Genomic DNA, 21086 nt, shown 5'->3' on the forward strand with positions numbered 1-21086 from the left:
TCAGGGTGAGGGACCGGTCGCTGGTTGCTCTTGCCAGCGTCCCTCGTTCTGCGTTACCCTGTCAGCAGGAGCCCGATTCCATGTCTGTCGTGCGCAAGAAGAGCCTCCGCCGTGCCCCGAAGTCGTTTCGCCTCTTTCGGCGGAACAGTAATGCCTTCCACGCGGCGGGAAACCGGGTGCAGCTCTTCAAGGGGGGCGAAGAGTTTTTTCCCGCGCTTATCGAGGCCTGCCGCCACGCCCGCCGTTCCATTCATGCCGAATTCTATATCGTGCGCGACGATCTTACCGGCCGGGCTTTTGCCGAGGCGCTTTTGGCCGCCGCGGCCCGGGGGGTCGAGGTGGCGCTGAGTTACGATTACATCGGCTGTTTCGAGACGCCGGCGGCCTACTTCCGTCGCCTGAGTGGCGGCGGTGTTGCCTGCCTCCCCTTCAACCCGCCGCCGTTCCGCCGCGGCATCGCCTGGTTCGACAAGCGCAACCACCGCAAGCTGGCGCTCGTCGACGGCGTGACGGTTTTCGCCGGCGGGGTGAACGTCGGCGACGAATATTCCGGCTTTAGCGGTGCCTCCGAACGATGGCGCGATGTCGGGGTGCGGATCGACGGTCCGGTCGTGGCGGAGCTGGAGCGGCAGTTCCGGGAGTTCTGGAGCGAGGAAGGGGGCGCGCCGCTTGGCGGCCGCGTCGGCGACCTCTCCCCCCTGCCGGTTGGCGATGCCGAGGTCCTGGTTGTCAGCGGCGGTCCCCACCACAACCGGTCGCTGATCCGGAGCGCCTTCCGGATCGCCATCGCCGGGGCGACGGAATACATCCGGATCATGAATCCCTACTTCGTCCCCGGGCCGCGGATCGTCCGGTCGCTGCTTCGGGCGGTGCGGCGCGGCGTACGGGTGCAACTGGTCCTTCCCGCCAAGAGCGATGTGCCGCTGGTCCGGCTGGTGAGCCGCAGTTACTATGCGCCGTTGCTCCGGGCAGGAATCGAGATTTACGAGCGGCAGGGGGCCGTGCTCCATGCCAAGGTGATGCTGATCGACGACTCCTGGGGAGTGGTCGGTTCCGCTAACCTGGATCAGCGGAGTTTTCACCGCAACTACGAGGTGAACGCCATCGTCGTCAGCCAGCAATTCGGCGCCCAGCTGGCGGAGATGTTTGCCGAGGACCTGGCCGGTTCGCGGCGGGTGGTGCTGGAGGAACATGAACGGCGGGGGCGGGTGGTCCGGCTTCTCGAACGGCTCTGCGCGCCGGTGAGCTGGTTCCTCTGAGCGCTGCGCCGGCCTTGCCGTCCGGCATCTTTTTATTGACGCTTGCCGGGGGGCGGTGTATGAGTTTGATGCCTACCCGGTCCCGAAGCGAATTCTCAAGGAGTTGTCATGCCAAAGAAAGCGGTCGTGTTGTACAGTGGCGGCCTCGATTCGACCACCTGTCTGGCCATTGCCCGGGCCGAGGGGTTCGAGCCCTACGCGATGAGCTTTGCCTACGGCCAGCGCCATACCCACGAACTGCAGGTGGCGAAGGCCAATGCCCGGGCGATGGGGGCGGTGGATCACCTGGTGGTGGAGTTCGACCTGCGTCAGGTCGGCGGCAGTGCCCTGACGGCCGACATTGCCGTCCCGAAGGAGGGGGTGGGGAGCGATATCCCGGTGACCTACGTGCCGGCCCGCAATACCATTTTCCTGTCGTTCGCCCTCGGCTGGGCGGAAGTGCTGGGGAGCTTCGACATTTTCATCGGCGTGAACGCCCTCGATTACTCGGGGTACCCGGACTGCCGGCCCGAATATGTCGCCGCCTTCGAAACCATGGCCAACCTGGCGACCAAAGCGGCGGTCGAGGGAAAGGGGCACTTCCATGTCCATACCCCGCTGCTCCGGCTGACCAAGGCGGAGATCATTGCCCGGGGGCTGGAACTCGGCGTCGATTACGGCCGTACCCACTCCTGTTACGATCCGGCCCCCGACGGCACCGCCTGCGGCCTCTGCGACTCCTGCCGGCTGCGGCTCAAGGGGTTTGCCGAGGCGGGAGTGGCCGATCCGGTCAGGTACGCGGTGAGGAGTGAAGGGTGAGGGAGGAGAAACACCGATGACGAAAAATGCGCCCCCCCCCTCACTCAGCGATGTCCAGACTTCACTGGACACCCGCAAGATTCCGATCAGCAAGGTCGGGGTGAAGGATATCTCCTACCCGATCATGGTGATGGACAAGAACCGGAAATTCCAGCATACCGTGGCCCGGATCAACATGTTCGTGGATCTCCCCCATCACTTCAAGGGGACCCACATGAGCCGCTTCATCGAAATTCTCAACATCTACCGCGAGAAGATCGCCCTCGACAACATGGAGCCGATCCTCCAGCAGATGAAGGAGCGGCTCGGCGCTTCCTCCGCCCACCTGGCGATCGAGTTCCCCTATTTCATCGAAAAGCGGGCCCCGGCCTCCGGTGCCCGGAGCCTGATGGAATACGCCTGCACCTTCACCGGCACGCTCGGCGCGGAATTCGATTTCGTCCTCGGGGTCCAGATTCCGGTTACCTCACTTTGCCCCTGCAGCAAGGAGCTTTCCCGCTACGGCGCCCACAACCAGCGGAGCCATATTACCGTCCAGCTCCGCTACCGCGATTTTATCTGGATCGAGGATCTGGTGGAGTTGATCGAAGAGTGCGGCTCCAGTCCGGTCTATTCGCTGCTGAAGCGGGTGGACGAGAAGTTCGTTACCGAGCGGGCCTATGAAAACCCCAAATTCGTCGAGGATATTGTCCGCGAAGTCACCCTCAAGCTGATGGCCCATCCGGCCGTGACCTGGTTTTCCGTCGAGGCGGAAAATTTCGAGTCGATCCACAAACACTCGGCTTATGCCGCCATCGAGCGGGACAAGCGGGAATAATGCCGTTACCCCTAAAATGCGCACGGTCCTTGCTTGACGGGGCGCTGCCCGGTTATCCCGAGAGGTGTTGATAAGGTTGTGGAAAAAACGGGAAGTTGTGGATAACGCTACAACTTGGGATGGGTTAATCGGCACCGGAGCGCCGCTTTTTCATGAATAACGCCTTGCTTGTTTTCGCCAAAAGGCCAACTCCTGGTCGCGTTAAGACCAGATTGGTGCCGCCTCTTTCGCCGGAAAATGCTGCAGAACTTTATGCTCGAATGCAACTCGATATTTTTGCCAAAGTTGGTCATTTGGCTGGAGTGGACTCGTTCGTCTGCTATGACCCGGCAGACGGGGCTGCGGAGTATTTCGCGACGAACGTTCGGACGGCGCGGCTCTTTCCCCAGGCCGGGGCGAACCTGGGTGAGCGGATGGCCAATGCCTTCAGCCAGGTTTTTCAGCGGGGATACCAATCCGTGGCAATCATCGGCACTGATTCGCCCGACCTCCCGGCGGCATTCATCGAAGAGGCGTATGCCCGGCTGGCCCGGCCGGCGGTCGATGCCGTGTTCGGGCCGAGCGAGGACGGGGGGTATTATCTTCTGGCGATGAAGCGGCTGCTACCGGAACTTTTCGCCGCCATTCCCTGGTCGACGGACGCGGTGCTCGCCCGGTCGCTGGCCCGGGCAGCCGCTGCAGGAATTGCCGTGGAGCTGCTGCCGGCCTGGTATGACGTCGATGAGGCGGCCGACCTGCACCGGCCGGGACTGGTTGCCCCCGGTAATGGCGCCCCGCTGACCCGGAAGTTTCTGCTCGCCTATTTGACCACCGTCACTTCGTAACTCTTCCGTTCCAGGTAATCGATAATTTCCGTGATGTGCTCGTAGCCCCGCGTTTCCAGCTCCAGGAGAACCTCGGTCTTGCCGAGGGCGAGGCCAAGGGAACGGCGCTCGTGGCTGATGAGGAAAATGTTGGCCCGGGTGGTGGCGACATCGGCCGACAGCCGGGCAAGTGAGCCGGGGATGTCGTCAAGGACGACGGTCAGCTTCAGGTAGCGGCCGGCGGCCACCAGGCCGCGCTCGACCACGGTGGCAATCGTCTTGACATCGATGTTGCCGCCGGAGAGGACGCAGACGGTCTTCCCCGTCATTTTTCCTCCCTTGCCGTTCAGGAGCGCTGCCAGGGGCACCGCCCCCGCGCCTTCCACCAGCAGTTTGGTCCGCTCCAGCAGGGCGACGATGGCGAGCGCGATCTCTTCTTCGTCCACCAGCACCACGTCATCCACCAGTTCCCGGATGATCGGGAAGGTGTTTTTGCCGACCCTTTTCACCGCGATGCCGTCGGCCAGTGTTACCGACAGCGGCGCTTCGACGATCTTTCCCTTTTTCAGCGAATAGTGCATCGACGGCGCCGCCTTGGATTCCACGCCGATGATCCGGACATGGGGGTGGGTCTCCTTGACTGCGGTCACGATCCCGGCGATCAGCCCACCGCCGCCGATCGGGACCAGGATGGTTGCCACATCGGGCAGCTCGTCGAGGATTTCCAGGCCGATGGTTCCCTGCCCGGCCATGACCAGCGGGTCGTCGAAGGGGTGGACGAACAGGGCGCCGGTCTCCTTCTGGCCCTTGAGGGCGGCGGCGTAGGCTTCGTCGAAGTTTCGTCCCGTCAGCACCACTTCGGCGCCGTACTCCCTGGTCGCCTGGACCTTCTGCGGCGGGGTGCTCTCGGGCATGTAAATCGTCGATTTCACGCCGAGCAGGTCGGCGGAAAAGGCAACCCCCTGGGCGTGGTTGCCCGCCGAGGCGGTAATGACGCCGCGGGCCAGCGCCTCGCGGGGCTGGGCGGTCATGAAGTTGAGGGCGCCGCGGATCTTGAACGAGCCGGTACGCTGGAGGTTTTCGCATTTGAACAGCAGCGGCAGGCCGAGCCGTTCGCTGAAATGGTGCGAGTGGATCAGTTCGGTGCGCCGAACCCGTTTTTTCAACCGGTCGGCAGCCTCCTGGATCAGGTTGTAGGGTAGCATGGCCCCTCCGCGCCGGGGCGCAGCTTAGTGGTCGTGGTGATGGTGGTCATGATCATGGTCATGGTCGTGATTATGGTCGTGATTATGGTCGTGGCGGGGGCGGTGGCGGAGTTCCTTGATCATCGGCGATGCGGCGACACAGAGCGTACATTCCGCCTGTAGAGTCGTATGGCTGATGTGGAATTCCTCGAACAGCAGCTGTTCAATCTGCCGCAGTACCTCCACTTGTCCTTCTTTGTACTCCGGCTTGATGTCCACATGAGCGGACAGGGCGAGGATGTGCGAACAGATGGTCCAGATGTTCAAGTGGTGGACCGAATTCACCCCCTCGATGCCGGCGATGGCGTCGGCCACCGCCTGGGTGCTCAACCCTCGCGGCACCCCTTCCAGGAGGATGTGGGTCGATTCGCGCAGTACCCGCCAGGAGCCGGAAAAAATGGCGCAGCCGATACCGATGGAGATCAGGGCGTCGAGCAGGTACCAGCCGGTGAAATAGATGATCGCGCCGCCGACGATAACCCCGACCGACGCCGCCGCGTCGCCGAGGACATGGAGAAAGGCGCTGCGAACGTTGAGGTCGTCGTGGGAATGACCGTGCAGGGCGGAGGCGGCTACCAGGTTCATTACCAGGCCGATGGTGGCGATAATCAGCATTGGCAGGCTTTTTACCGCCTCGGGATTGAAGAGCCGCCCCGCCGCCTCGTAAAAGATCCCCACCGCCATCAGGAAAACCGTCGCGCCGTTGATGAACGAGGCGAAGACCTCGGTTCGGTGCCAGCCGAATGTCCGGGTGTCGGATGCCGGGTACGAAGAGAGTTTGATCGCCGCCAGCGACAGGAAGAGGGCGAAAAGGTCGAGAAAGACGTGGGCGGCGTCGGAGAGCAGTGCCAGCGAGTTGGTCCAGATGCCGCCGGCGACCTCGGCGATAAGCGTAAGGGCGGTCAGGACGATGGCGTATGTGAAACGGCCGGCTATGCTCCGGTCGAGATGGCTCTCGGCGTGCATCGTTTACCTCGCGGATCAAGCCCGGCACCGGCGGTTGGCTGGCGAGGAGATCGTCGGCATCAACTGCGGGATGCGCACGCTTTCATTAATTGAAAGTGTAGCAGAGGGCTCCCGACCGGTCAATCGGAAAGCGCCCGACAGCCCTTGCAATTCCGGCCCGTTACTGCTATCGTAGCCCGACTTTTTCGGGAGGATCTCGTCTATGGAAACGATGCACCGTCGCTTGATTATTCTCGGCTCCGGCCCTGCCGGCTACACTGCGGCTGTCTACGCCGCCCGGGCCAATCTGGCGCCGACGCTCATCACCGGCCTGCAGCAGGGGGGACAGCTGATGACTACCACCGAGGTGGATAACTGGCCCGGCGATGTCGATGGCGTCCTCGGCCCCGAGCTAATGGAACGGATGCGCCGCCATGCCGAACGCTTCGCCACTGAAATGTTCGTCGACCAGATCGGTAAGGCCGATCTCAGCCAGCGGCCGTTCCGCCTCGAAGGGGACAACGGCATCTATACCTGTGATGCCCTGATCATCTCTACCGGTGCCTCGGCCCGCTATCTCGGCCTCCCGTCCGAAAGCAGGTTCAAGGGGAAAGGGGTTTCGGCCTGTGCCACCTGCGACGGTTTTTTCTACCGGGGGAAGGACGTAGTGGTGATCGGCGGTGGGAACACTGCCGTTGAAGAGGCCCTGTATCTCTCCCATATTGCCAGCCATGTGACAGTCGTCCATCGGCGCGACCAGCTCCGTTCGGAGAAGATTCTCGCCGACAAGCTGATCGAAAAGACCAAGACCGGTAATGTCACCATCGAGTGGAACCACCAACTGGATGAGGTGCTCGGCGACGAGTCGGGCGTGACCGGGGTCCGGCTTCGGCACCGGAGCGGTTCGACCAAGGAGCTGGCAGTGCACGGCGTCTTCATCGCCATCGGTCACACCCCTAACACCGAGCTGTTCGTCGGCCAGCTCGATATGGAGAACGGGTACATCCGTACCCAGTGCGGCAATGATGGCAACGTCACCGCCACCAGCGTCCCCGGGGTTTTCGCCGCCGGCGACGTCCAGGATGCGATCTACCGCCAGGCAATCACCTCGGCCGGGTCCGGCTGTATGGCAGCACTCGATGCCGAGCGGTATCTCGATATGCTCAAGCCCTAGCTTGGCGGGCCGGGAGGCAGGACGCCTCCGCTACGCCCCAGTTGATTCCACGGAGGGAAGATTATGCTCGCCAAGGCCCTGTCCAGCGCCCTGCTGGGGATCGACGCCGTCGTCGTCGATGTCGAAGTGGATATCTCCGCCGGCCTGCCCCAGTTCGCCACCGTCGGCCTCCCCGACGGGGCGGTCAAGGAAAGCAAGGACCGGGTCAAATCGGCGCTGAAAAACGCCGGCTATGATTTCCCGCCCCGCAAGATTACCGTCAACCTGGCCCCCGCCGACCTGAAAAAGGAGGGGGCCGCCTTCGACCTTCCGATCTCGGTCGGTATCCTGGCCGCCACCGGCATCATCAAAAGTGAACGGTTGCACGAATATCTCCTGCTGGGCGAGCTGTCGCTCGACGGCAGCGTCAAGCCGATCCGCGGCTGCCTGCCGGTGGCGGTTGCCGCCCGCAGTGCCGGACTGCGGGGAATCGTCGTCCCCCGGGAAAACGCTCCGGAGGGGGCCGTGGTCGAGGGGGTCGAGGTGATCGGTGTCGGCGAACTGGCCGAGGTAGTCGAGTTTCTCAACGGTGAGCGGGAGATTGCGCCGCACCGGGTCGACCTCCAGGGGCTTTTCGACCGGGACGGCGAGCCGTGGGACGACTTTGCCGAGGTGAAAGGGCAGGAGCACGCCAAGCGAGCCCTCGAAGTGGCGGCGGCCGGGTCGCACAATCTGTTGATGATCGGTCCACCCGGTTCGGGGAAAACCATGCTTGCCCGGCGGATCCCGACCATCCTCCCCCGGATGACCTTCGCCGAAGCGATCGAAACCACCAAGATCTACAGCGTCATGGGGCTCTTGGACCGTGAAAAGGCCCTGGTCGCCCGGCGGCCGTTCCGTACCCCGCACCATACTATCTCCGACATCGGCCTGATCGGCGGCGGCAATACCCCCCGCCCCGGCGAAGTCTCCCTTTCCCACCACGGCGTGCTGTTCCTCGACGAACTCCCCGAATTCAAGAAGCATGTCCTCGAAGTGCTCCGCCAGCCGCTGGAAGACGGCAAGGTGACCATCTCCCGCGCCCTGATGTCGCTCACATATCCGTCACGGTTCATGCTCGTTGCGGCGATGAATCCCTGTGGGTGTGTGAACCTTTCTCTACTGGCACAAAAGTGGGGATATAATAGAAGACAAAATGGAGGGATTCTTCGCCGACATCAACCCGGTCCAAGAGTTCCTTCACGACTTGCTGCCTAGCATCGTAGCTAAGCATTCCCCAAAGCGATGTAAGCGTAGTAGCTCTTTCGATAACGAACGATCTACCGATTTCATTCGTCTTGATGAAATCAATCTCCGCCTGCAGGCGTGGGATCTCCGCAAAGATACTTTCCTTCCTGTACTTGAGAGGATCGAATCTCTCCCGAAATTCGTTCTGATCGAGGGCCTGCTTCCCGTACAGATCAATAAGAACGTCTATCTTGTTGTTCACATCTTTCTGTTCCTTCTTCAGAAGTTCCAGCCTTTCCTGTTTCTCCAGGAGCTCCCTTTCCAGGTCCTCATTCGCACCAAGCTGTTCGGGTGTGATAACTATGCCTTTCAAAGCATCGTGAAAATGCTGCTCGATGATGTCCTCATTGATCTTCGTCCGACATTTTTTACAGGCATAACGTGGAATCTTCATTGACGGGTAGGGTGCGACATAGAGCTTGGAGCCGCATTGGCATTTCAGCAAGCCGGAAAAGAGAAACCTTCCGTTTTTCGGAACTTCTTTGAAGTTGGGATAACGGGTCGCCGTTTCCTGGAATATCTTGTTCACGGCCTCCCAGTCTTCTTCGGACACCAAAGGCTCGACGTTGAAGTAAACCCAGTCCTTCTCAGGCTTCAAAACCCAGTTCTTCTTATTTCCCAGACTCTTCGCGTAATTGGCCCTCCGAACTCCCTTGTAGACGGTCTCCGAGAGCATCCGCTTGAGGGAAGTGGGACGGAAGACGCACTTATTCCTGGAATAGAGACCTTCCTCCTTAAGCATGTTGCAGGTGGTGAGCAACTTGCCAGTTTCAAGGAAAAGCTCGTATGCCCTTCTGACGATGGGAGCCTCAGCTGGATTTGGAACAAGCTTCCCTTCAACCCAATGGTAACCAAAAGGTCCCTTCCCGCCGGTGTTCTTCCCCATTTTTGCCCGAACTGGGATCGAAGCGGCAACGCGAGCGGAGATCTCTTCCCTTTCCCACTGGGCCAAAGCGCCGATCACGGTGTAAAGAAGACGGCCGGCAGGCGAGGATGTGTCTATGCTTTCTTCCAAGCTGACGAGGGCCGCATCGTGTTTCTGGAAATAATCAGAGATTTCGAGGAGCTGCTTGGTATTGCGGGCGAGACGGGCGAGTTTCGAGAATATCAACGCCTTGATGCGGCCTGCTGCAACATCTTCGAGCATTCTCTTCGCTTCGGAATTGTCCAGAACGTCTTTGCCGGATACCCCTGAGAGGTCGTACAGTTCTACAACCTGCCACCTCTTGAGCTCGGCGTACATCCTGGCACGTGCTTCATGATTTTTCGGGGACTCCCCCCGGGCTTGATCCTCTGTCGATACCCTTATCCAAATTCCAACATGCATAACCGCATTCCGCCTAGATTATTCCGCCAGCCCAGACAACCCTTCCGACAATTTTCAGTTTTTCAGTATCATCCCCGTGCAATATCTCCGGTTCGTATAGAGGATTGTCACTCCTGATAACAACAGAACCGTCGAACTTTTTCTGAAGGCGTTTGACGAGCAAAGCATCATCAAATTGCAGAACATAGATGGCACCATCTTCAACCCTTGAGACTCGAGTATCAACCAATATCAAATCTCCGTTGCTCAGGGTCGGTTCCATACTGTCGCCATGAACAGCAATCAGTGCAAGGCAGTCCCTTGGAATACCCAGGACATTTTTGACCCAGTCAGCCTTAAAGTAAAGATGATCGACGATCTGTTCGCTATGGATAATGGCGCCACCACCGGCACTCGCTTGTACTTCATATCTAGGAACCCGTACATAACCTTCCTTCTCCATTACAAGAAGTTGCTGTTCCTGATACTCGGAAGGGACAGCAGCTCCCTCTGAAAAAATCCATTCCAAACCGATGTGGTTCTTGATGCACAGACTGATGATCTTATCATAGGGAATCGTGTTACGACCTTTCCAGACCCCCATCAGCCTCGGGTCCACCTCTAGCGCCCTTGCGACATCAACGTCTCCTTTCACGCCGAGGGCTGACTTCAGCTTTTCGATGATTTCAGATATCTTGTAATCTTCGTTTTGTGTATTTTTTCTTGACATGTTATCATCCTTATGTGATAATAATCATCATGATGAAGATTTCAGTGAAAATAAAGATCCTGATGATGGAAAAACAGATATCAGGATCGGATATCGCCAGAAAGGCAGGTGTCCATCGGACGGCCGTCTATCACGTAATAAGCGGGAGGGCACGATCACAGCGGATTCAGAGAATCATTGCCCAAGAGCTTGGGGTACCATACGAAAGTTTGTGGCCACGATAAAGCTGTTGGGATGTCATCAGCTTGGGTCACTTGCGCCCCAACTACTCATCATCTTATACCATAAAAAATCACACAATTCATCAAAATGTTATTCAATTCTTCTTTTTGGTGCACGAAACGCCGTGAAAGTCACCGTCGAATACATAAATTCATGCGATCCGGAGGCAAGGTTTGAGCGTCTGATGAATATCATCCGACGCGACCTCGAACGGCAAGCCTTTGAGAAAAGTGCAGGAAAGGAAATCGTTCCGGTTGTTCCGCCTTCTTCTGTGATGGAGGTGGCCATTGCACTGTAATACTCAGGCCATTCCGAGTTCCTCCCCCAGATTGCCCAAGGAAGCCGAAGTCGACTCTTTCGAACGAATCCTTGCGAGCCTCGCAGCAAAACCCAAATACCTCCCTGAATGGCCGGACGGTCAACGGGCCATGCCGAACGAGGTTCTCCGCTCGGCCCTCTTTAATTGCCGAAACAGAAATCAGCAACGCGTCTTCCTCAAAGACATTGAAATAGCCGTCATCGGCGACGGGCAGATCATTTACCGCGGAGAAGAGCTGCGCCAGGACGACGAGCTTGTCTGGCTCCATCTCATTCACTTGGCAAAGAAAGTCGCCCTCGGAGAATGCGTAGAGTTTACGCCATATTCTTTCGTCAAGGCCCTCGGGTGGCCAATCAAGGGGCAAAGCTATGAGCGTCTCCGCACCTGCCTCAGCCGGATGCAGGCCACCGCGATCCGCATCCATTCCAAGCGGCTCGGATGCTTTATCAGCGTATCGTTGATTCTCAAGTTCAAATCAAGGGACGAGAACAACGAAAACATGTCGCGATGGCAGGTTTGGGTCGGAGAAGAAATGCGGCTGCTATTCGACGATGAATTTCTAACAAGGGTTAACTGGGAAACCAGAAAGTCGTTACCGGACGGAATCACGTCAAAGCTTTTCGGCTATTGGGCAAGTCACCGGCAGCCATACCCGGTAAAAGTCGAGACCCTTATCAAGCTATGCGGCTCCGAGATGGCGCAGAAAAACTTCAAGATCGAACTCAAGAAGGCTCTTGGCGAACTCGTCAGGGTTGAGTTCCTTGACAGCTGGGAAATAGTGGAGGACCTGGTTGCGGTCAAGAGGAGGTATTGACCTTTGACTTACCACCTATTGACCTATGACCAGCCAGCTATTGACCTTTGGCTTACCGGGAATTGACCTATGCCCAACCGGTATTGACCTATGCCAAACCGGAACTTGACCTTTGACTTACTGGACTGTTGACCTTTGACCAACTGCATGTTCGTAGAATCGCAAATAATAACAGGATATTGCGAAGTTTTCCACAGCCCTCTAACCATATTCTAACCCTTTTTAACCAAAAAAAGGGCAGCAATCCAGAGGAGGGACGCATGAACTGCCAATTTCCATACGATGCAATGACCATCGTCATCACTCACTTGAGACGGTCAGGAATGGCGATCTCCAAAGCCGGTGACTCCTACCGGATCGTGGAAGGGATCTTAAATCTCAACGTCGTCAACGAAGCTGTACGAGACCGGGCAATAACAATTGCCGAAGACGGTTCAATCCAGATATGCGGGGCCTATATCCCCACAGGATGGGACATCGTTAGGATTCGCCGGAAGGTGGAAGATCATTTGCGGAAATCTGCCTCCACAGAAGAAATCATCCGTATCGCCTCATGCCTTGGCGTCACGTTGATTTCCAGCGACAGGGAGATCGCAAAGCCAGACTTCCCGGTTCCCGGCATTTAGAAGCAGTTGACATAACCGCATATTTCATTGCTGGCACGGCCAAGCGCTTTCAGGCGCCGGCAAAGCCGGTCTTCGGAGCTCGACTCCGTGGCCGGCTTTTTTTGTTTTTCGGAGGCAACATGGATTTCCTGATGGCTGTCGAGTGGGTTCAAGAAAACAAGGAGGGCATCAAGTTGATGATCTCCCAGTATCGCAAGTTCTCGCCCTACGAAGAGAGCGATTACATTCAGGAAGCCTATGAGGCGGCAATGGTGGCGACTTTGCGAAGCGAGTCGAAGGGGATACCGTTCGAGGCCGCCTTCTGGACCATTTTCCGGAACCAGATCAGCATTATGACCCCGAACCTCAACCACCACGGCTCGAACTCGATCTCGTCTCATCTGTGCTCTTTCGACATCGACAACGTGTCAGCAAATGACCAGGACGGTGAAAGCGATATGGACATAGTGGCGGTATTCGAGGCTATCCAGCAACATCTCACCAAGAAGGAGCAAGAAATCTTCTCCTTGTCTCTCGGCTTGACCGAGGCGGGAGCATTATCCAGCTACGAAATTGCCAAACTCCTCGGCTGCTTGCCGACCAACATACGCAACACTTTCAGCAGAGTATTCAACCGATTGAAGAAACTGGTCGCCGAAGGCGTTATCGATCCAGCGCAGATCAGAAACCAATTCAACAGCCGGCAGAGAAGTTCGGCAGGCGCCTGCATATAAACCTCCCGAACGACAGCCCCAAGGACACCCCACCATGGATATCAAAACCGCCGTAAAGACCTTCAAACCGGTCACCGGCAAGGTCATGAGGAGATTGTCGCAGGACAACATCATTTCCTTCCCTCTCGACGACGCCGATCAACGCCTTCTGTCTTCCCTCAGTCACATCTGGAGGCACGACTGGTATGTCGCACAGATGAACAAATCGTTCAGGCCAGACAAGAGAGCGGCAATGCTGGCTTTCCCGGAATTCGGGAAGATCGAGCGCTACATCCTCAGTACCTATCTGAATTTGAAACCCCGCATGAAGGTATCGACGACCGAGATGGCCGACAGGATTCAGGAGTTCTTCGAGGTCGAGTACCCGCTGAGCAAGATAAAGAGGGTCAGACAGATCGCTTACAACCTCCGCCGCAGATCAAGGGAAGAGTCATGCAAGCGGACCATGATCCAACTGGCTCTGCTGGAGGAATCCAAGGGAAAAAATTCGCGGGAACGTCTGTCATTTCCACCAGATAAACTTTCAAAATGAACATAGTTCATTATGAAAGTTATTGTTGCGCCCTGCGGCGAATGGAATCGAACGGAGGTGGACATGGAACGGGAAGACTTGATTCAGGATATCAGGGGGCAGATCGTCGTGGCGTTTCTCTCTGGAATGAGCGTGGTGGAAATAACCAGGGCACTCAAGAAAGGCAATGTCGAGTTCGTGCACAGCTTCCTTAGAAGTATCGGTCACATCAAGGGTATGGATAAGGAGTCCTATCATCAGTCTTTTGATATCGACTGGCCTCTCGAGGCGGCTCTCCGAAAGATCGGATATACCTTCGCCAGATGGTGCAAGGGATGGGGATTCGATCCAGCCGTTGCGGAGTTGGTCCTCAAGGACCGCTCCAATGTGGACCATACCCCGAAGGAACATGAGGCCATGAAGCGGGATTTCCCGGAAACCTATGCCAAGGTGTTCGGCAAAGATACCGAACGAGCATCTACGGCCGCGAGAGCGAAAAAGCAGTATCCCACGATACTCCTTACGTGGGACAGCTCGCGGCAAGCCTATGTTGCCGAGATCCCCGGTCCTCCAGTCTTAAACGCGTGCGGTGCCAGCCTGGATCATGCGTTTGAACGGATCAAGGAGGTATGGAAACTTTACGAAAGTCTATTGAGGCTCAAATCCGCCATGGAGAACCACACCGTCAGGGAATCCTTTTAGGTCGCCAAAATGGTCGCTGTTTTGGCGGATAACCGGACTGCTCTCCGAATATGGGTATAAATTCTCCTCCAAAATCGACACCGTTCGGATAGTTCCCCATTTTTTCTCCAATTTCCTCCCCAATAAATGTCCCCCCGCTAGATATGTGGGTAAGGGGGAACGTTTGTTCCCCATTAACGACACCATAAGGGAGGCAAACATGAACGTGCTTGTCTGTGATCTGGGGTTTTCTTCGGCCAAATGGATCTATGGGGAGAGGAAAGGCAGGATAATCTCCGCTTTCCGGTATGACGGAGACAATCTTCTCATCGGCGAGGAGGCACTGCTCTCTTCCGGCTCCTCCTACCTTAAGACAATGGAGGAACTGGGAAGGTACTACCCTGTTTTCGTGGAACATTGCCAGCAAATAGCGGAAACTTCCGGGGAAATGGTATTGGCTGTCGGCCTGCCTTATTCCTACTGGTTGGAGCAGAATAAGCCCGGGGGAGCGGTACCCGCCATTGCCAAGGCTCTTTCCGGCGGTGCGATCAGCGATGTCGCCGTCTTCCCGCAGGGGCTTGGCGGCATCAGGGATTACCTTGACCAAGCGAGCGAACGTCCAGACGGCAATGTTCTCGGCATCGACATCGGGTTCAATACCGTCATAGTGACGCTCTTCTCACCGGCCAGGAGGCAAATCATCTATGGAAAGACGCTCAACAAGCGCGGGGTCCATCAAATGGCGACGAGTTTCCTGCTCCCCCGCATCAAGAACCTCGCTCCATCAGGGACGTTCACTCCCGTCGAGATCGCGTTTCTCATCGAGAAAGGGTACCTGCAATACGGCTTTGAACGCCATGACGTGACCAGGGAAATCCATGAAGCGGGAGTAGCCTATGTCGAGCACATCCTGAAGGATGTTCAGGGGGAATTACAGGCCCACGTCGGAATGCATGCCGACTTCAACCGGGTCCTGCTGTTCGGCGGAGGGGCAGCACTTCTCAAAGACGACTTTCCGGCAAAGAACATCGAGGTGGTCATTCTGCCTGAGCCGGAATTCGCTAACGCCCGGGGATTCCTGTCGCTCGCCGGCGGAAAGTGAGGGTGACATGCCACAGTACACGATCAAGATCAACACATACGATCCGGTCATCATCGAGGCTTTCGCACGCTTACGGAGGAGTCGGAAGCAGGCTGCGTTCACGCAGGAGGCGTTGAAACACTTCATTGCCTCCGACAAGGGGGCTCAAGTTATCAAGCTCATGAGCCAGGAAACCCGACCGTCACCAGGGACGGACTCGCCTCAGCCGCTGAAGGCTCATCACGAGACGGGGCCTCCGGCCTCATCGGTGACCGCTCTCCAAAAGCCATCGCTGGAACCATGCAGCGATGTCCTGGAAAAAATTTTGAAGTAGCCGAATGCCCCGTTTTCCGCGGGGCATTCTCATTTTCCCGCCTCGTTTCAGTCCGCACAACTGTCCCCCCCATAGATATTACCCGTGAAAGAAACATTTCGGAGGTCCCATGCCCGGAAGATACATCGCCATCGTATTGGCACTCCTTGTTCCCGTCGCTGCCGAAGCCGCAGTCATCAAGCAGAGGCCCTTTGACTACTCCTTTGAGGTGGCAGACGTGAGGGGAAGCGACGTCTTCGTGGTCTGTACAAGCTCTCCCGATGATCGGCTCTCCTTGCTGCCAGCTCCCCCACCACTGGCAGTACGGTCGAGTCGTGACGAAATCCCGGTGAAAGAAGTGCTGAAGACGGCGCCGCCGGCAGTCGATGCCCGCAAGGATTGCGTCAATTGTCTCCTGGGAACGGTCAGATTTGCCTTCGACAGTTGGGAGATGACGAAGAACCAGCGGGCAAAACTCGACGAGGTGATCAAAACGGTTCCTGAAGGCGTAGTAGTCAACATTGACGGTTACACCTGCGATCTTGGCAGCACGTCCCACAACCTGCGCCTCTCACTCAAGAGGGCGAACAAGGTCGCTGCATATCTGCGCGGGAAGGGCGTTCCCGTGGGGAAAGTGAAAGGACTGGGCGAGTGCTGTCCCGTGTCCGATGACAGGCCGCAAAACAGACGTGTCGAGATAAGCACACAGCAAAAGGAGGAGAAGTGAGAGTTCTGACGAAGAAAAAGCTCAAGATCGGCGGGATCATCCTGGTCATCGTCACCACGGCGGGTCTTTCCGCGGCGAACGAGAGCCTGAAGTCCGAGGAGAAAAACCTGAAGAAGAGCTTTCCGAATCTGAGAGTGGACAATTTCAGGGAATCACCCGTGAAGGGGCTGTACGAGATCGTTGCCGGAAACCAGGTTTTCTACTTCAGCCCGGACGGCTTCCTGATGTTCGGCGAACTGTGGAGCAAGGACGGGAAAAACCTGACCGCCGAGACACGCGAGAAGGTCCTGGCCGAGAAACTGAAAAGCATCCCGCTGGACAAGGCCCTGAAAATCGGCTCCGGCCCGCACCAGGTCATCGAGTTCACCGACCCTGATTGTCCCTTCTGCCGCAAAGTGGACGAACTCCTCGCGAAGAGGACCGACATCACCCGCTATGTGTTCTTCTTCCCGCTTCGGAGAATTCATCCTGATGCGGAAAAGAAGGCCCGTTACATCCTGTCGCAGAAGGAGAAGGAGAATGCATTCCGTGAGGTTCTCAGCGGCACACTGGACGGCAAGCCGATACCGCAGGATGAAAACAATGCCTCGCAACTGGAGGAGATGGAAAAAGTCGCCCAGAGCATTGGCGTGCAAGGGACGCCGGCCATCTGGATTGACGGCGTTGCGATCAACGGGGCGGACATCCCGCGCATAAAGGCGCTTCTGGACGGAAAGGGGGTGAATGTCCCGAAATAACGTCAGACGAGTCACGAGGGTAGCAAGTCGTCACACCACAACAAGGAAGGAGAACAAAATGAAATTTAACAGGAAAAAGATGTTGATACTGTTCGGGCTCGCTGTGGCGGTCACCCTCGTGGCATCACAGGCCATGGCCCTCACCGCCCCCGTAGCCGGATCGTTCGGTTACGAGGCCTATGACTTTTTCATCAACAAGCTGGTGAAGGGACCGTTCGGGGCGATCGCCTCTGTCCTCCTCATCCTCACGAGCATCATCTTCTTCGTCAAGCAGACCCTCGCACCGGCAATTACCTGCATCCTGGCCGGGGTCCTGCTCATCAACGCAAGCGCCATCGTGACCTCTCTCGGCTGCGTAATGTAACTATAACAACAGACGGAGGGGGGATTCACTCCCCCCTTTTCAAGGAGAACGCGGGATGGTCCGTTTCCCCCAATATCTTAGCCAACCCTTCCAGATCCTCTGGTTCGAGCCCGACGACATGGCTTTCATGGCGGTCGGCTTCATTTTCGCGCAGAAGTTCGGCGGCGTCTTCTGGTTTTTGATGTTCGTTCTTCCCTGGATATATGGCCGCATGAAGAAACGGTATCCCAGGGGCTTTCTGCGCCACACGCTTTACTTCACGGGGATCGCGCCAATGAGGGGTTATCCCCATTTCTTCCAGAAGCATTTCCTCGATTGATCGCCTGACAGGGAGACAGACAGTGAAACTGGATATTTTCCTCCAACGCAATTCGAACATCTTTGCTGAAAACCGGCTGCTCAAGTTCGCCATCATCATACTGGGGGTGGCGGTCGTCATAAATACCGTCGGAGTCTTCACGGCCCTCGACAAGCAGAGGGTCATCCTCGTTCCGCCGGTCATAAACTCGAAGTTGATGGTTTCCGGCGACAAGGCTTCGGACGAATATCTGAAGGAGTTCACCAGGTATGTTCTCGGACTGGCCCTCACCTACAACCCGGCAACCGCCCGGACCCAGTTCAGCGAGATCCTGGCTGTCTACGATCCTTCAGAGTTCCAGAAGGCGAGGAAGGAACTGTACGAGCTGGCCGACAAGATCGAAAATGCCCGCGCCTCCAGCGCTTTCTATATCCAGTCGATCACCAACGATGCAGACAAGCGTCGCATCGAGGTCACAGGCACAAAGAACACCTACATGGCCGAGCAAAAGGCCGATTCCGTCCAGACCACCTACATCATCGAATACCGCTTCGACAGCGGAAAATTCATCCTCACCCGTCTCTACGAGAAGACGGCGCAGGGTGAGAACAAGGAGGCATGATGCACAAGGTCGCTTTTCTGGTCGCCGTTATGGCGCCGATGATGGCGTTCGCAGCCGACCATGGCAAAACCGAGCAGACAATAAAGCAGCGGAGTGTGGCGCCGGTCGAGAAACCGGCAGAGCAGTTCCCTCCCGAAGGGGAGTTCCCAGTCGTGGTTCCTCCGGAAGTTACAACGACTATCCGGCTCTCAAGCTCCGATCTCAACCGGATTTCCTGCCCTGCGGAGATCAAGGAGGCCCTGACCTCGACCGAGAAGGGGGTCACCATCAAGATCACCGGGAAGGACGCCTTCGTTAAATTCAAGGTGACGAAGCGGGGCGACAAGATGGTCTACTCCACCACGCCTACCGAAGTCTACGTCGTATGCGGTGACGAAACCTACAGCATGATCGCCTTCCCCCAGCGTATCCCTTCCCAGACCATCCGGCTTTCCTCCGGCAAGGAGAAGAAGATCAAGGAAAACATCTCCCTCTATTCCGGGCTGCCTTTCGAGAAAAAGCTGCTCAAGGTCATCAGGGAAGTCTTTACCGAGCAGATCCCCGATTCGTACGCGGTCACCAGGGAAGTAAAGCGTTTCGACGCGTACAAGGAAATCAGGGTGACGCTCCGAAGAGCGGTGGACATCGAAGGTGAAGGGCTTCGGGTGAAGGAGTACGAGGTTGCCCTTAAGGAGGGAATTCCCCAGTTCAAGATGAACGAGAAGATGTTCATCCGCACGGAACTCGCGGAGAACCCGGTCGCGGTTTCTCTCGAACGGCATCTGCTCAGGGGAGGAGACACCTCCAGGCTCTTCGTTGTCGAGCAGCGGGCCGCAAGGCAAGGGATGAAAAGGCTCGACGGAGAGCTTCCGGTAATGGACCCCAGACATTCCGAAGCCCACCCTCCCCAGAAGAAGGGGCAGGAACACGAAGCGGGCTTCAAGGGACAGGAGGCGGACGATGATAAATAGGCTCCTGTCCTACTGGAACAGTCTGAACTCCGGGCAACGCCGCACGGGGGTCATTTTCGGGATCGGGATTCTCACCGTTTTCCTGAGCGTCGCGATCTACCTGACGAGCAGCAGGAAAGAGCTGAAGACGGAAGAGGATAAAAAGAGCTCGCCCATCAGCCTTGAGCCGAAGCTACTGGAGAAGAGCCAGTTTCTGGAGAGCCAGAAGGAGCTTACCCGCCGCGACGAAAAGGTGGCCGAGCTGCAGAAAAAACTCGAGGAAATCTCCCAGCAGAAAAACGGCCAGGTAGTGGCGAATCCCCAGCAGCCGGTTCCGATGCCGGTGGCCGGGCAGCCGGTTACGACTGCGGCCCTGCACCCCCAAGGCCAATCGGCCAGCACAACAGGGGCCAAGCCATCCGGCAGCAAACAACCGGTACCGCCGCCTCCGTCGCTTCCCCAGAGCGCCATTCCGCCACCTCCTTCCATGCCGAGCACTGCGCAGGGACAACCGCTCCCGCCTCCGGAAACGGAGATCGGCGACATTACCATCGTTGCGGGCTCTATGCAAAGTGCGACTCCCAAGGATGTCGGGGGAGATAAAAAAAAAGAGAACACGACAGTCTATCTGCCACCTTCTTTCATGGAGGCGACCCTGCTTTCCGGATTGGACGCACCTACGGCCTCGGAAGCGAAAGGTAATCCCGTCCCTGTACTCCTGAAGGTGAAAACCCCCGCTGTTCTTCCCAACAGCGTCAAGGCGAATCTGAAAGGGTGCTTCGTCATAGCCGACGGCAGGGGAAACCTCGCCACCGAAAGGGCGGAACTCCTTCTCGTTTCCCTTTCGTGCCTCGACAGGAAGGGACAGGCGGTTATCGATCAGAAGGTGAAAGGGTTCGTTGTGGATGAGGACGGCAAGATCGGGCTGCGCGGCAAAGTGGTCGCCAAGATGGGCTCCATGGTCGCACGCAGCATGATCGCCGGTTTCTTCGGCGGTGTAGGTGACGTCCTAAAGGCTTCGGCGACAACGACCTCGGTAAGCGCGCTGGGAACCACACAGTCGATCAACGCCAATGACCTGGCGGTTGCCGGGGTCGGGAATGGACTCTCCAACGGCTTCAAGGAGATCCAGAAGTTTTACATGGAACTGGCCCGGCAGACGCTGCCGGTCATCGAGGTTGGCGCCACCAAGCCGGTCACGCTTGTCGTTAGTGAAGGAACGAACCTGGAGATCAAGAAGATCTCGAAGGGAGGGGTGAAGTGAAAAAGACCATATTACTTATCGGCGCGTTGTTCCTGAGCGGTTGCGCGTTGTTAAATCCATACGAGAGCGATTTCAGCTGTCCGGAGGGCAACAAGGGGAAATGCGTTTCCGTGCAGCAGGCATACGAGGACAACGGGGCCGTGTCTGCGAAGGTCAAAGGGGACGCCACAAAGGAGGGGCGCTGCACATCCAAGTACAGCGATGTCGATGGCGCTGTGCCGCTTGAAACGGTCTGTTCAGACCCGCAACCGGCGACAACTTCAGCCCCTGCCGCAACCATGGTGCTCAACCAGGAAGACCGGAACTACAACCACTACCGCTCGGCACTCTTCGAAAAATTCAACGGCCTCCTGAAGGAACCGGTGACACCGGTGGTGGCTCCCCCGAAAGCGATGAGGGTTCTGCTCCTCCCCTACACCGGGCAGGAAAACGAGTTCTACATGCTCAGGTACGTCTACTTCTTCGTTGATGAGCCCCGCTGGATTCTTGGCGATTCAGTCCTTGAGGAAGAGGAGGAATAGAC

At 57.3% G+C, this 21086-nt stretch carries 25 protein-coding genes and 1 pseudogene; 22 read left to right on the forward strand and 4 right to left on the reverse strand.

All coding sequences use genetic code 11. The features are described 5' to 3' along the window. Nucleotides 1–80 precede the first annotated feature (80 nt). The 4 genes from QMN23_RS02115 (at nucleotide 81) to QMN23_RS02130 (ending at nucleotide 3698) form a co-directional block, all read left to right on the forward strand. Nucleotides 81–1259, forward strand: a complete 1179-nt coding sequence (locus tag QMN23_RS02115; protein WP_282001482.1) for a phospholipase D-like domain-containing protein — start codon at nucleotides 81–83, stop codon at nucleotides 1257–1259. 108 nt (nucleotides 1260–1367) lie between these two features. Continuing rightward, entirely contained in the window at nucleotides 1368–2057 is a 690-nt protein-coding gene (queC, locus tag QMN23_RS02120) for a 7-cyano-7-deazaguanine synthase QueC (protein ID WP_282001483.1), read from the forward strand. A 16-nt stretch (nucleotides 2058–2073) separates the two neighbouring features. Next, nucleotides 2074–2874, forward strand: a complete 801-nt coding sequence (folE2, locus tag QMN23_RS02125) for a GTP cyclohydrolase FolE2 (RefSeq protein WP_282001484.1) — start codon at nucleotides 2074–2076, stop codon at nucleotides 2872–2874. Nucleotides 2875–3026: 152 nt separating this feature from the next. Next, on the forward strand, nucleotides 3027–3698 hold the full coding sequence (locus QMN23_RS02130; RefSeq protein WP_282001486.1) for a TIGR04282 family arsenosugar biosynthesis glycosyltransferase: 672 nt from the start codon (nucleotides 3027–3029) through the stop codon (nucleotides 3696–3698). On the opposite strand, the gene ilvA is transcribed toward QMN23_RS02130, so the two are convergent. After that, entirely contained in the window at nucleotides 3674–4882 is a 1209-nt protein-coding gene (ilvA, locus tag QMN23_RS02135) for a threonine ammonia-lyase (RefSeq protein ID WP_282001487.1), read from the reverse strand. The genes QMN23_RS02130 and ilvA overlap by 25 nt on opposite strands. Nucleotides 4883–4906: 24 nt before the next feature. Continuing rightward, nucleotides 4907–5887: a cation diffusion facilitator family transporter gene (locus tag QMN23_RS02140; RefSeq protein ID WP_282001488.1), complete on the reverse strand. Its 981-nt coding sequence runs from the start codon at nucleotides 5885–5887 to the stop codon at nucleotides 4907–4909. Nucleotides 5888–6089: 202 nt separating this feature from the next. Here QMN23_RS02140 and trxB point away from each other — a divergent pair, with 202 nt between their 5' ends. Continuing rightward, the gene (trxB, locus tag QMN23_RS02145) at nucleotides 6090–7040 is read left to right on the forward strand and encodes a thioredoxin-disulfide reductase (protein ID WP_282001489.1); all 951 of its coding nucleotides are present in this window, start codon (nucleotides 6090–6092) and stop codon (nucleotides 7038–7040) included. 63 nt (nucleotides 7041–7103) lie between these two features. Further along, nucleotides 7104–8117 (forward strand): annotated as a pseudogene (locus QMN23_RS02150) (YifB family Mg chelatase-like AAA ATPase); the annotation flags it as partial. A 13-nt stretch (nucleotides 8118–8130) separates the two neighbouring features. Here the strand turns inward: QMN23_RS02150 and QMN23_RS02155 are convergent. Continuing rightward, complete coding sequence (locus tag QMN23_RS02155; protein ID WP_282001490.1) at nucleotides 8131–9633, reverse strand: recombinase family protein; 1503 nt, start codon at nucleotides 9631–9633, stop codon at nucleotides 8131–8133. A 13-nt stretch (nucleotides 9634–9646) separates the two neighbouring features. Continuing rightward, nucleotides 9647–10342 (reverse strand): LexA family transcriptional regulator, encoded by a 696-nt coding sequence (locus QMN23_RS02160; protein WP_282001491.1) that lies wholly within the window; start codon nucleotides 10340–10342, stop codon nucleotides 9647–9649. Nucleotides 10343–10688: 346 nt separating this feature from the next. Here QMN23_RS02160 and QMN23_RS02165 point away from each other — a divergent pair, with 346 nt between their 5' ends. The 16 genes from QMN23_RS02165 to traV all read left to right on the forward strand — a co-directional run bounded on the left by QMN23_RS02165 (nucleotide 10689) and on the right by traV (nucleotide 21084). Beyond that, nucleotides 10689–10862 (forward strand): hypothetical protein, encoded by a 174-nt coding sequence (locus QMN23_RS02165; RefSeq protein WP_282001493.1) that lies wholly within the window; start codon nucleotides 10689–10691, stop codon nucleotides 10860–10862. A 31-nt stretch (nucleotides 10863–10893) separates the two neighbouring features. Then, complete coding sequence (trfA, locus tag QMN23_RS02170) at nucleotides 10894–11697, forward strand: plasmid replication initiator TrfA (protein WP_282003795.1); 804 nt, start codon at nucleotides 10894–10896, stop codon at nucleotides 11695–11697. A gap of 260 nt (nucleotides 11698–11957) precedes the next feature. Further along, the gene (locus tag QMN23_RS02175; RefSeq protein ID WP_282001494.1) at nucleotides 11958–12323 is read left to right on the forward strand and encodes a hypothetical protein; all 366 of its coding nucleotides are present in this window, start codon (nucleotides 11958–11960) and stop codon (nucleotides 12321–12323) included. 119 nt (nucleotides 12324–12442) lie between these two features. Beyond that, complete coding sequence (locus tag QMN23_RS02180; protein ID WP_282001495.1) at nucleotides 12443–13036, forward strand: sigma-70 family RNA polymerase sigma factor; 594 nt, start codon at nucleotides 12443–12445, stop codon at nucleotides 13034–13036. 34 nt (nucleotides 13037–13070) lie between these two features. Continuing rightward, on the forward strand, nucleotides 13071–13568 hold the full coding sequence (locus QMN23_RS02185) for a hypothetical protein (RefSeq protein WP_282001496.1): 498 nt from the start codon (nucleotides 13071–13073) through the stop codon (nucleotides 13566–13568). A 63-nt stretch (nucleotides 13569–13631) separates the two neighbouring features. Then, nucleotides 13632–14249, forward strand: coding sequence for a type II toxin-antitoxin system HicB family antitoxin (locus QMN23_RS02190; protein ID WP_282001497.1), 618 nt, complete (start codon nucleotides 13632–13634; stop codon nucleotides 14247–14249). A 199-nt stretch (nucleotides 14250–14448) separates the two neighbouring features. Next, entirely contained in the window at nucleotides 14449–15330 is an 882-nt protein-coding gene (locus tag QMN23_RS02195) for a ParM/StbA family protein (RefSeq protein ID WP_282001499.1), read from the forward strand. A gap of 7 nt (nucleotides 15331–15337) precedes the next feature. Continuing rightward, nucleotides 15338–15643 carry a hypothetical protein gene (locus QMN23_RS02200; RefSeq protein WP_282001500.1) on the forward strand — a complete coding sequence of 102 codons (306 nt, stop codon included), beginning with the start codon at nucleotides 15338–15340 and terminating at the stop codon, nucleotides 15641–15643. A gap of 109 nt (nucleotides 15644–15752) precedes the next feature. Next, on the forward strand, nucleotides 15753–16349 hold the full coding sequence (locus QMN23_RS02205) for an OmpA family protein (protein ID WP_282001501.1): 597 nt from the start codon (nucleotides 15753–15755) through the stop codon (nucleotides 16347–16349). Continuing rightward, nucleotides 16346–17086, forward strand: a complete 741-nt coding sequence (locus QMN23_RS02210; RefSeq protein ID WP_199383775.1) for a DsbC family protein — start codon at nucleotides 16346–16348, stop codon at nucleotides 17084–17086. The genes QMN23_RS02205 and QMN23_RS02210 overlap by 4 nt, the downstream gene beginning before the upstream one ends. Before the next feature lie 58 nt (nucleotides 17087–17144). Further along, nucleotides 17145–17450 carry a hypothetical protein gene (locus tag QMN23_RS02215; RefSeq protein ID WP_199383776.1) on the forward strand — a complete coding sequence of 102 codons (306 nt, stop codon included), beginning with the start codon at nucleotides 17145–17147 and terminating at the stop codon, nucleotides 17448–17450. A 55-nt stretch (nucleotides 17451–17505) separates the two neighbouring features. Further along, a complete protein-coding gene (locus tag QMN23_RS02220) occupies nucleotides 17506–17769 on the forward strand; it encodes a type IV conjugative transfer system protein TraL (RefSeq protein ID WP_199383777.1) in 264 nt (87 codons plus the stop codon). Between the two features lie 22 nt (nucleotides 17770–17791). Beyond that, the gene (locus QMN23_RS02225) at nucleotides 17792–18370 is read left to right on the forward strand and encodes a type IV conjugative transfer system protein TraE (RefSeq protein ID WP_282001504.1); all 579 of its coding nucleotides are present in this window, start codon (nucleotides 17792–17794) and stop codon (nucleotides 18368–18370) included. Then, the gene (locus QMN23_RS02230; RefSeq protein ID WP_282001505.1) at nucleotides 18367–19320 is read left to right on the forward strand and encodes a type-F conjugative transfer system secretin TraK; all 954 of its coding nucleotides are present in this window, start codon (nucleotides 18367–18369) and stop codon (nucleotides 19318–19320) included. Before QMN23_RS02225 ends, QMN23_RS02230 begins: the two co-directional genes overlap by 4 nt. After that, nucleotides 19310–20563, forward strand: coding sequence for a TraB/VirB10 family protein (locus QMN23_RS02235; RefSeq protein WP_282001506.1), 1254 nt, complete (start codon nucleotides 19310–19312; stop codon nucleotides 20561–20563). The genes QMN23_RS02230 and QMN23_RS02235 overlap by 11 nt, the downstream gene beginning before the upstream one ends. Beyond that, nucleotides 20560–21084: a type IV conjugative transfer system lipoprotein TraV gene (gene traV, locus QMN23_RS02240; protein ID WP_282001507.1), complete on the forward strand. Its 525-nt coding sequence runs from the start codon at nucleotides 20560–20562 to the stop codon at nucleotides 21082–21084. The genes QMN23_RS02235 and traV overlap by 4 nt, the downstream gene beginning before the upstream one ends. The last annotated feature ends 2 nt before the right edge of the window (nucleotides 21085–21086 follow it).

Origin of the sequence: Geotalea uraniireducens, assembly GCF_027943965.1 — a bacterium.
Lineage (GTDB): Bacteria > Desulfobacterota > Desulfuromonadia > Geobacterales > Geobacteraceae > Geobacter > Geobacter uraniireducens.

Coding starts and splice junctions, on each gene's coding strand:
- QMN23_RS02215 (WP_199383776.1), top strand. CDS start 17,145: ATGAAATTTAACAGGAAAAAGATGTTGATACTGTTCGGGCTCGCTGTG.
- QMN23_RS02160 (WP_282001491.1), bottom strand. CDS start 10,342: ATGTCAAGAAAAAATACACAAAACGAAGATTACAAGATATCTGAAATC.
- QMN23_RS02200 (WP_282001500.1), top strand. CDS start 15,338: ATGCCACAGTACACGATCAAGATCAACACATACGATCCGGTCATCATC.
- trxB (WP_282001489.1), top strand. CDS start 6,090: ATGGAAACGATGCACCGTCGCTTGATTATTCTCGGCTCCGGCCCTGCC.
- folE2 (WP_282001484.1), top strand. CDS start 2,074: ATGACGAAAAATGCGCCCCCCCCCTCACTCAGCGATGTCCAGACTTCA.
- QMN23_RS02140 (WP_282001488.1), bottom strand. CDS start 5,887: ATGCACGCCGAGAGCCATCTCGACCGGAGCATAGCCGGCCGTTTCACA.
- QMN23_RS02190 (WP_282001497.1), top strand. CDS start 13,632: ATGGAACGGGAAGACTTGATTCAGGATATCAGGGGGCAGATCGTCGTG.
- QMN23_RS02185 (WP_282001496.1), top strand. CDS start 13,071: ATGGATATCAAAACCGCCGTAAAGACCTTCAAACCGGTCACCGGCAAG.
- ilvA (WP_282001487.1), bottom strand. CDS start 4,882: ATGCTACCCTACAACCTGATCCAGGAGGCTGCCGACCGGTTGAAAAAA.
- QMN23_RS02235 (WP_282001506.1), top strand. CDS start 19,310: ATGATAAATAGGCTCCTGTCCTACTGGAACAGTCTGAACTCCGGGCAA.
- QMN23_RS02180 (WP_282001495.1), top strand. CDS start 12,443: ATGGATTTCCTGATGGCTGTCGAGTGGGTTCAAGAAAACAAGGAGGGC.
- QMN23_RS02205 (WP_282001501.1), top strand. CDS start 15,753: ATGCCCGGAAGATACATCGCCATCGTATTGGCACTCCTTGTTCCCGTC.
- QMN23_RS02155 (WP_282001490.1), bottom strand. CDS start 9,633: ATGCATGTTGGAATTTGGATAAGGGTATCGACAGAGGATCAAGCCCGG.
- QMN23_RS02195 (WP_282001499.1), top strand. CDS start 14,449: ATGAACGTGCTTGTCTGTGATCTGGGGTTTTCTTCGGCCAAATGGATC.
- QMN23_RS02175 (WP_282001494.1), top strand. CDS start 11,958: ATGAACTGCCAATTTCCATACGATGCAATGACCATCGTCATCACTCAC.
- QMN23_RS02220 (WP_199383777.1), top strand. CDS start 17,506: ATGGTCCGTTTCCCCCAATATCTTAGCCAACCCTTCCAGATCCTCTGG.
- QMN23_RS02230 (WP_282001505.1), top strand. CDS start 18,367: ATGATGCACAAGGTCGCTTTTCTGGTCGCCGTTATGGCGCCGATGATG.
- QMN23_RS02130 (WP_282001486.1), top strand. CDS start 3,027: ATGAATAACGCCTTGCTTGTTTTCGCCAAAAGGCCAACTCCTGGTCGC.
- queC (WP_282001483.1), top strand. CDS start 1,368: ATGCCAAAGAAAGCGGTCGTGTTGTACAGTGGCGGCCTCGATTCGACC.
- QMN23_RS02115 (WP_282001482.1), top strand. CDS start 81: ATGTCTGTCGTGCGCAAGAAGAGCCTCCGCCGTGCCCCGAAGTCGTTT.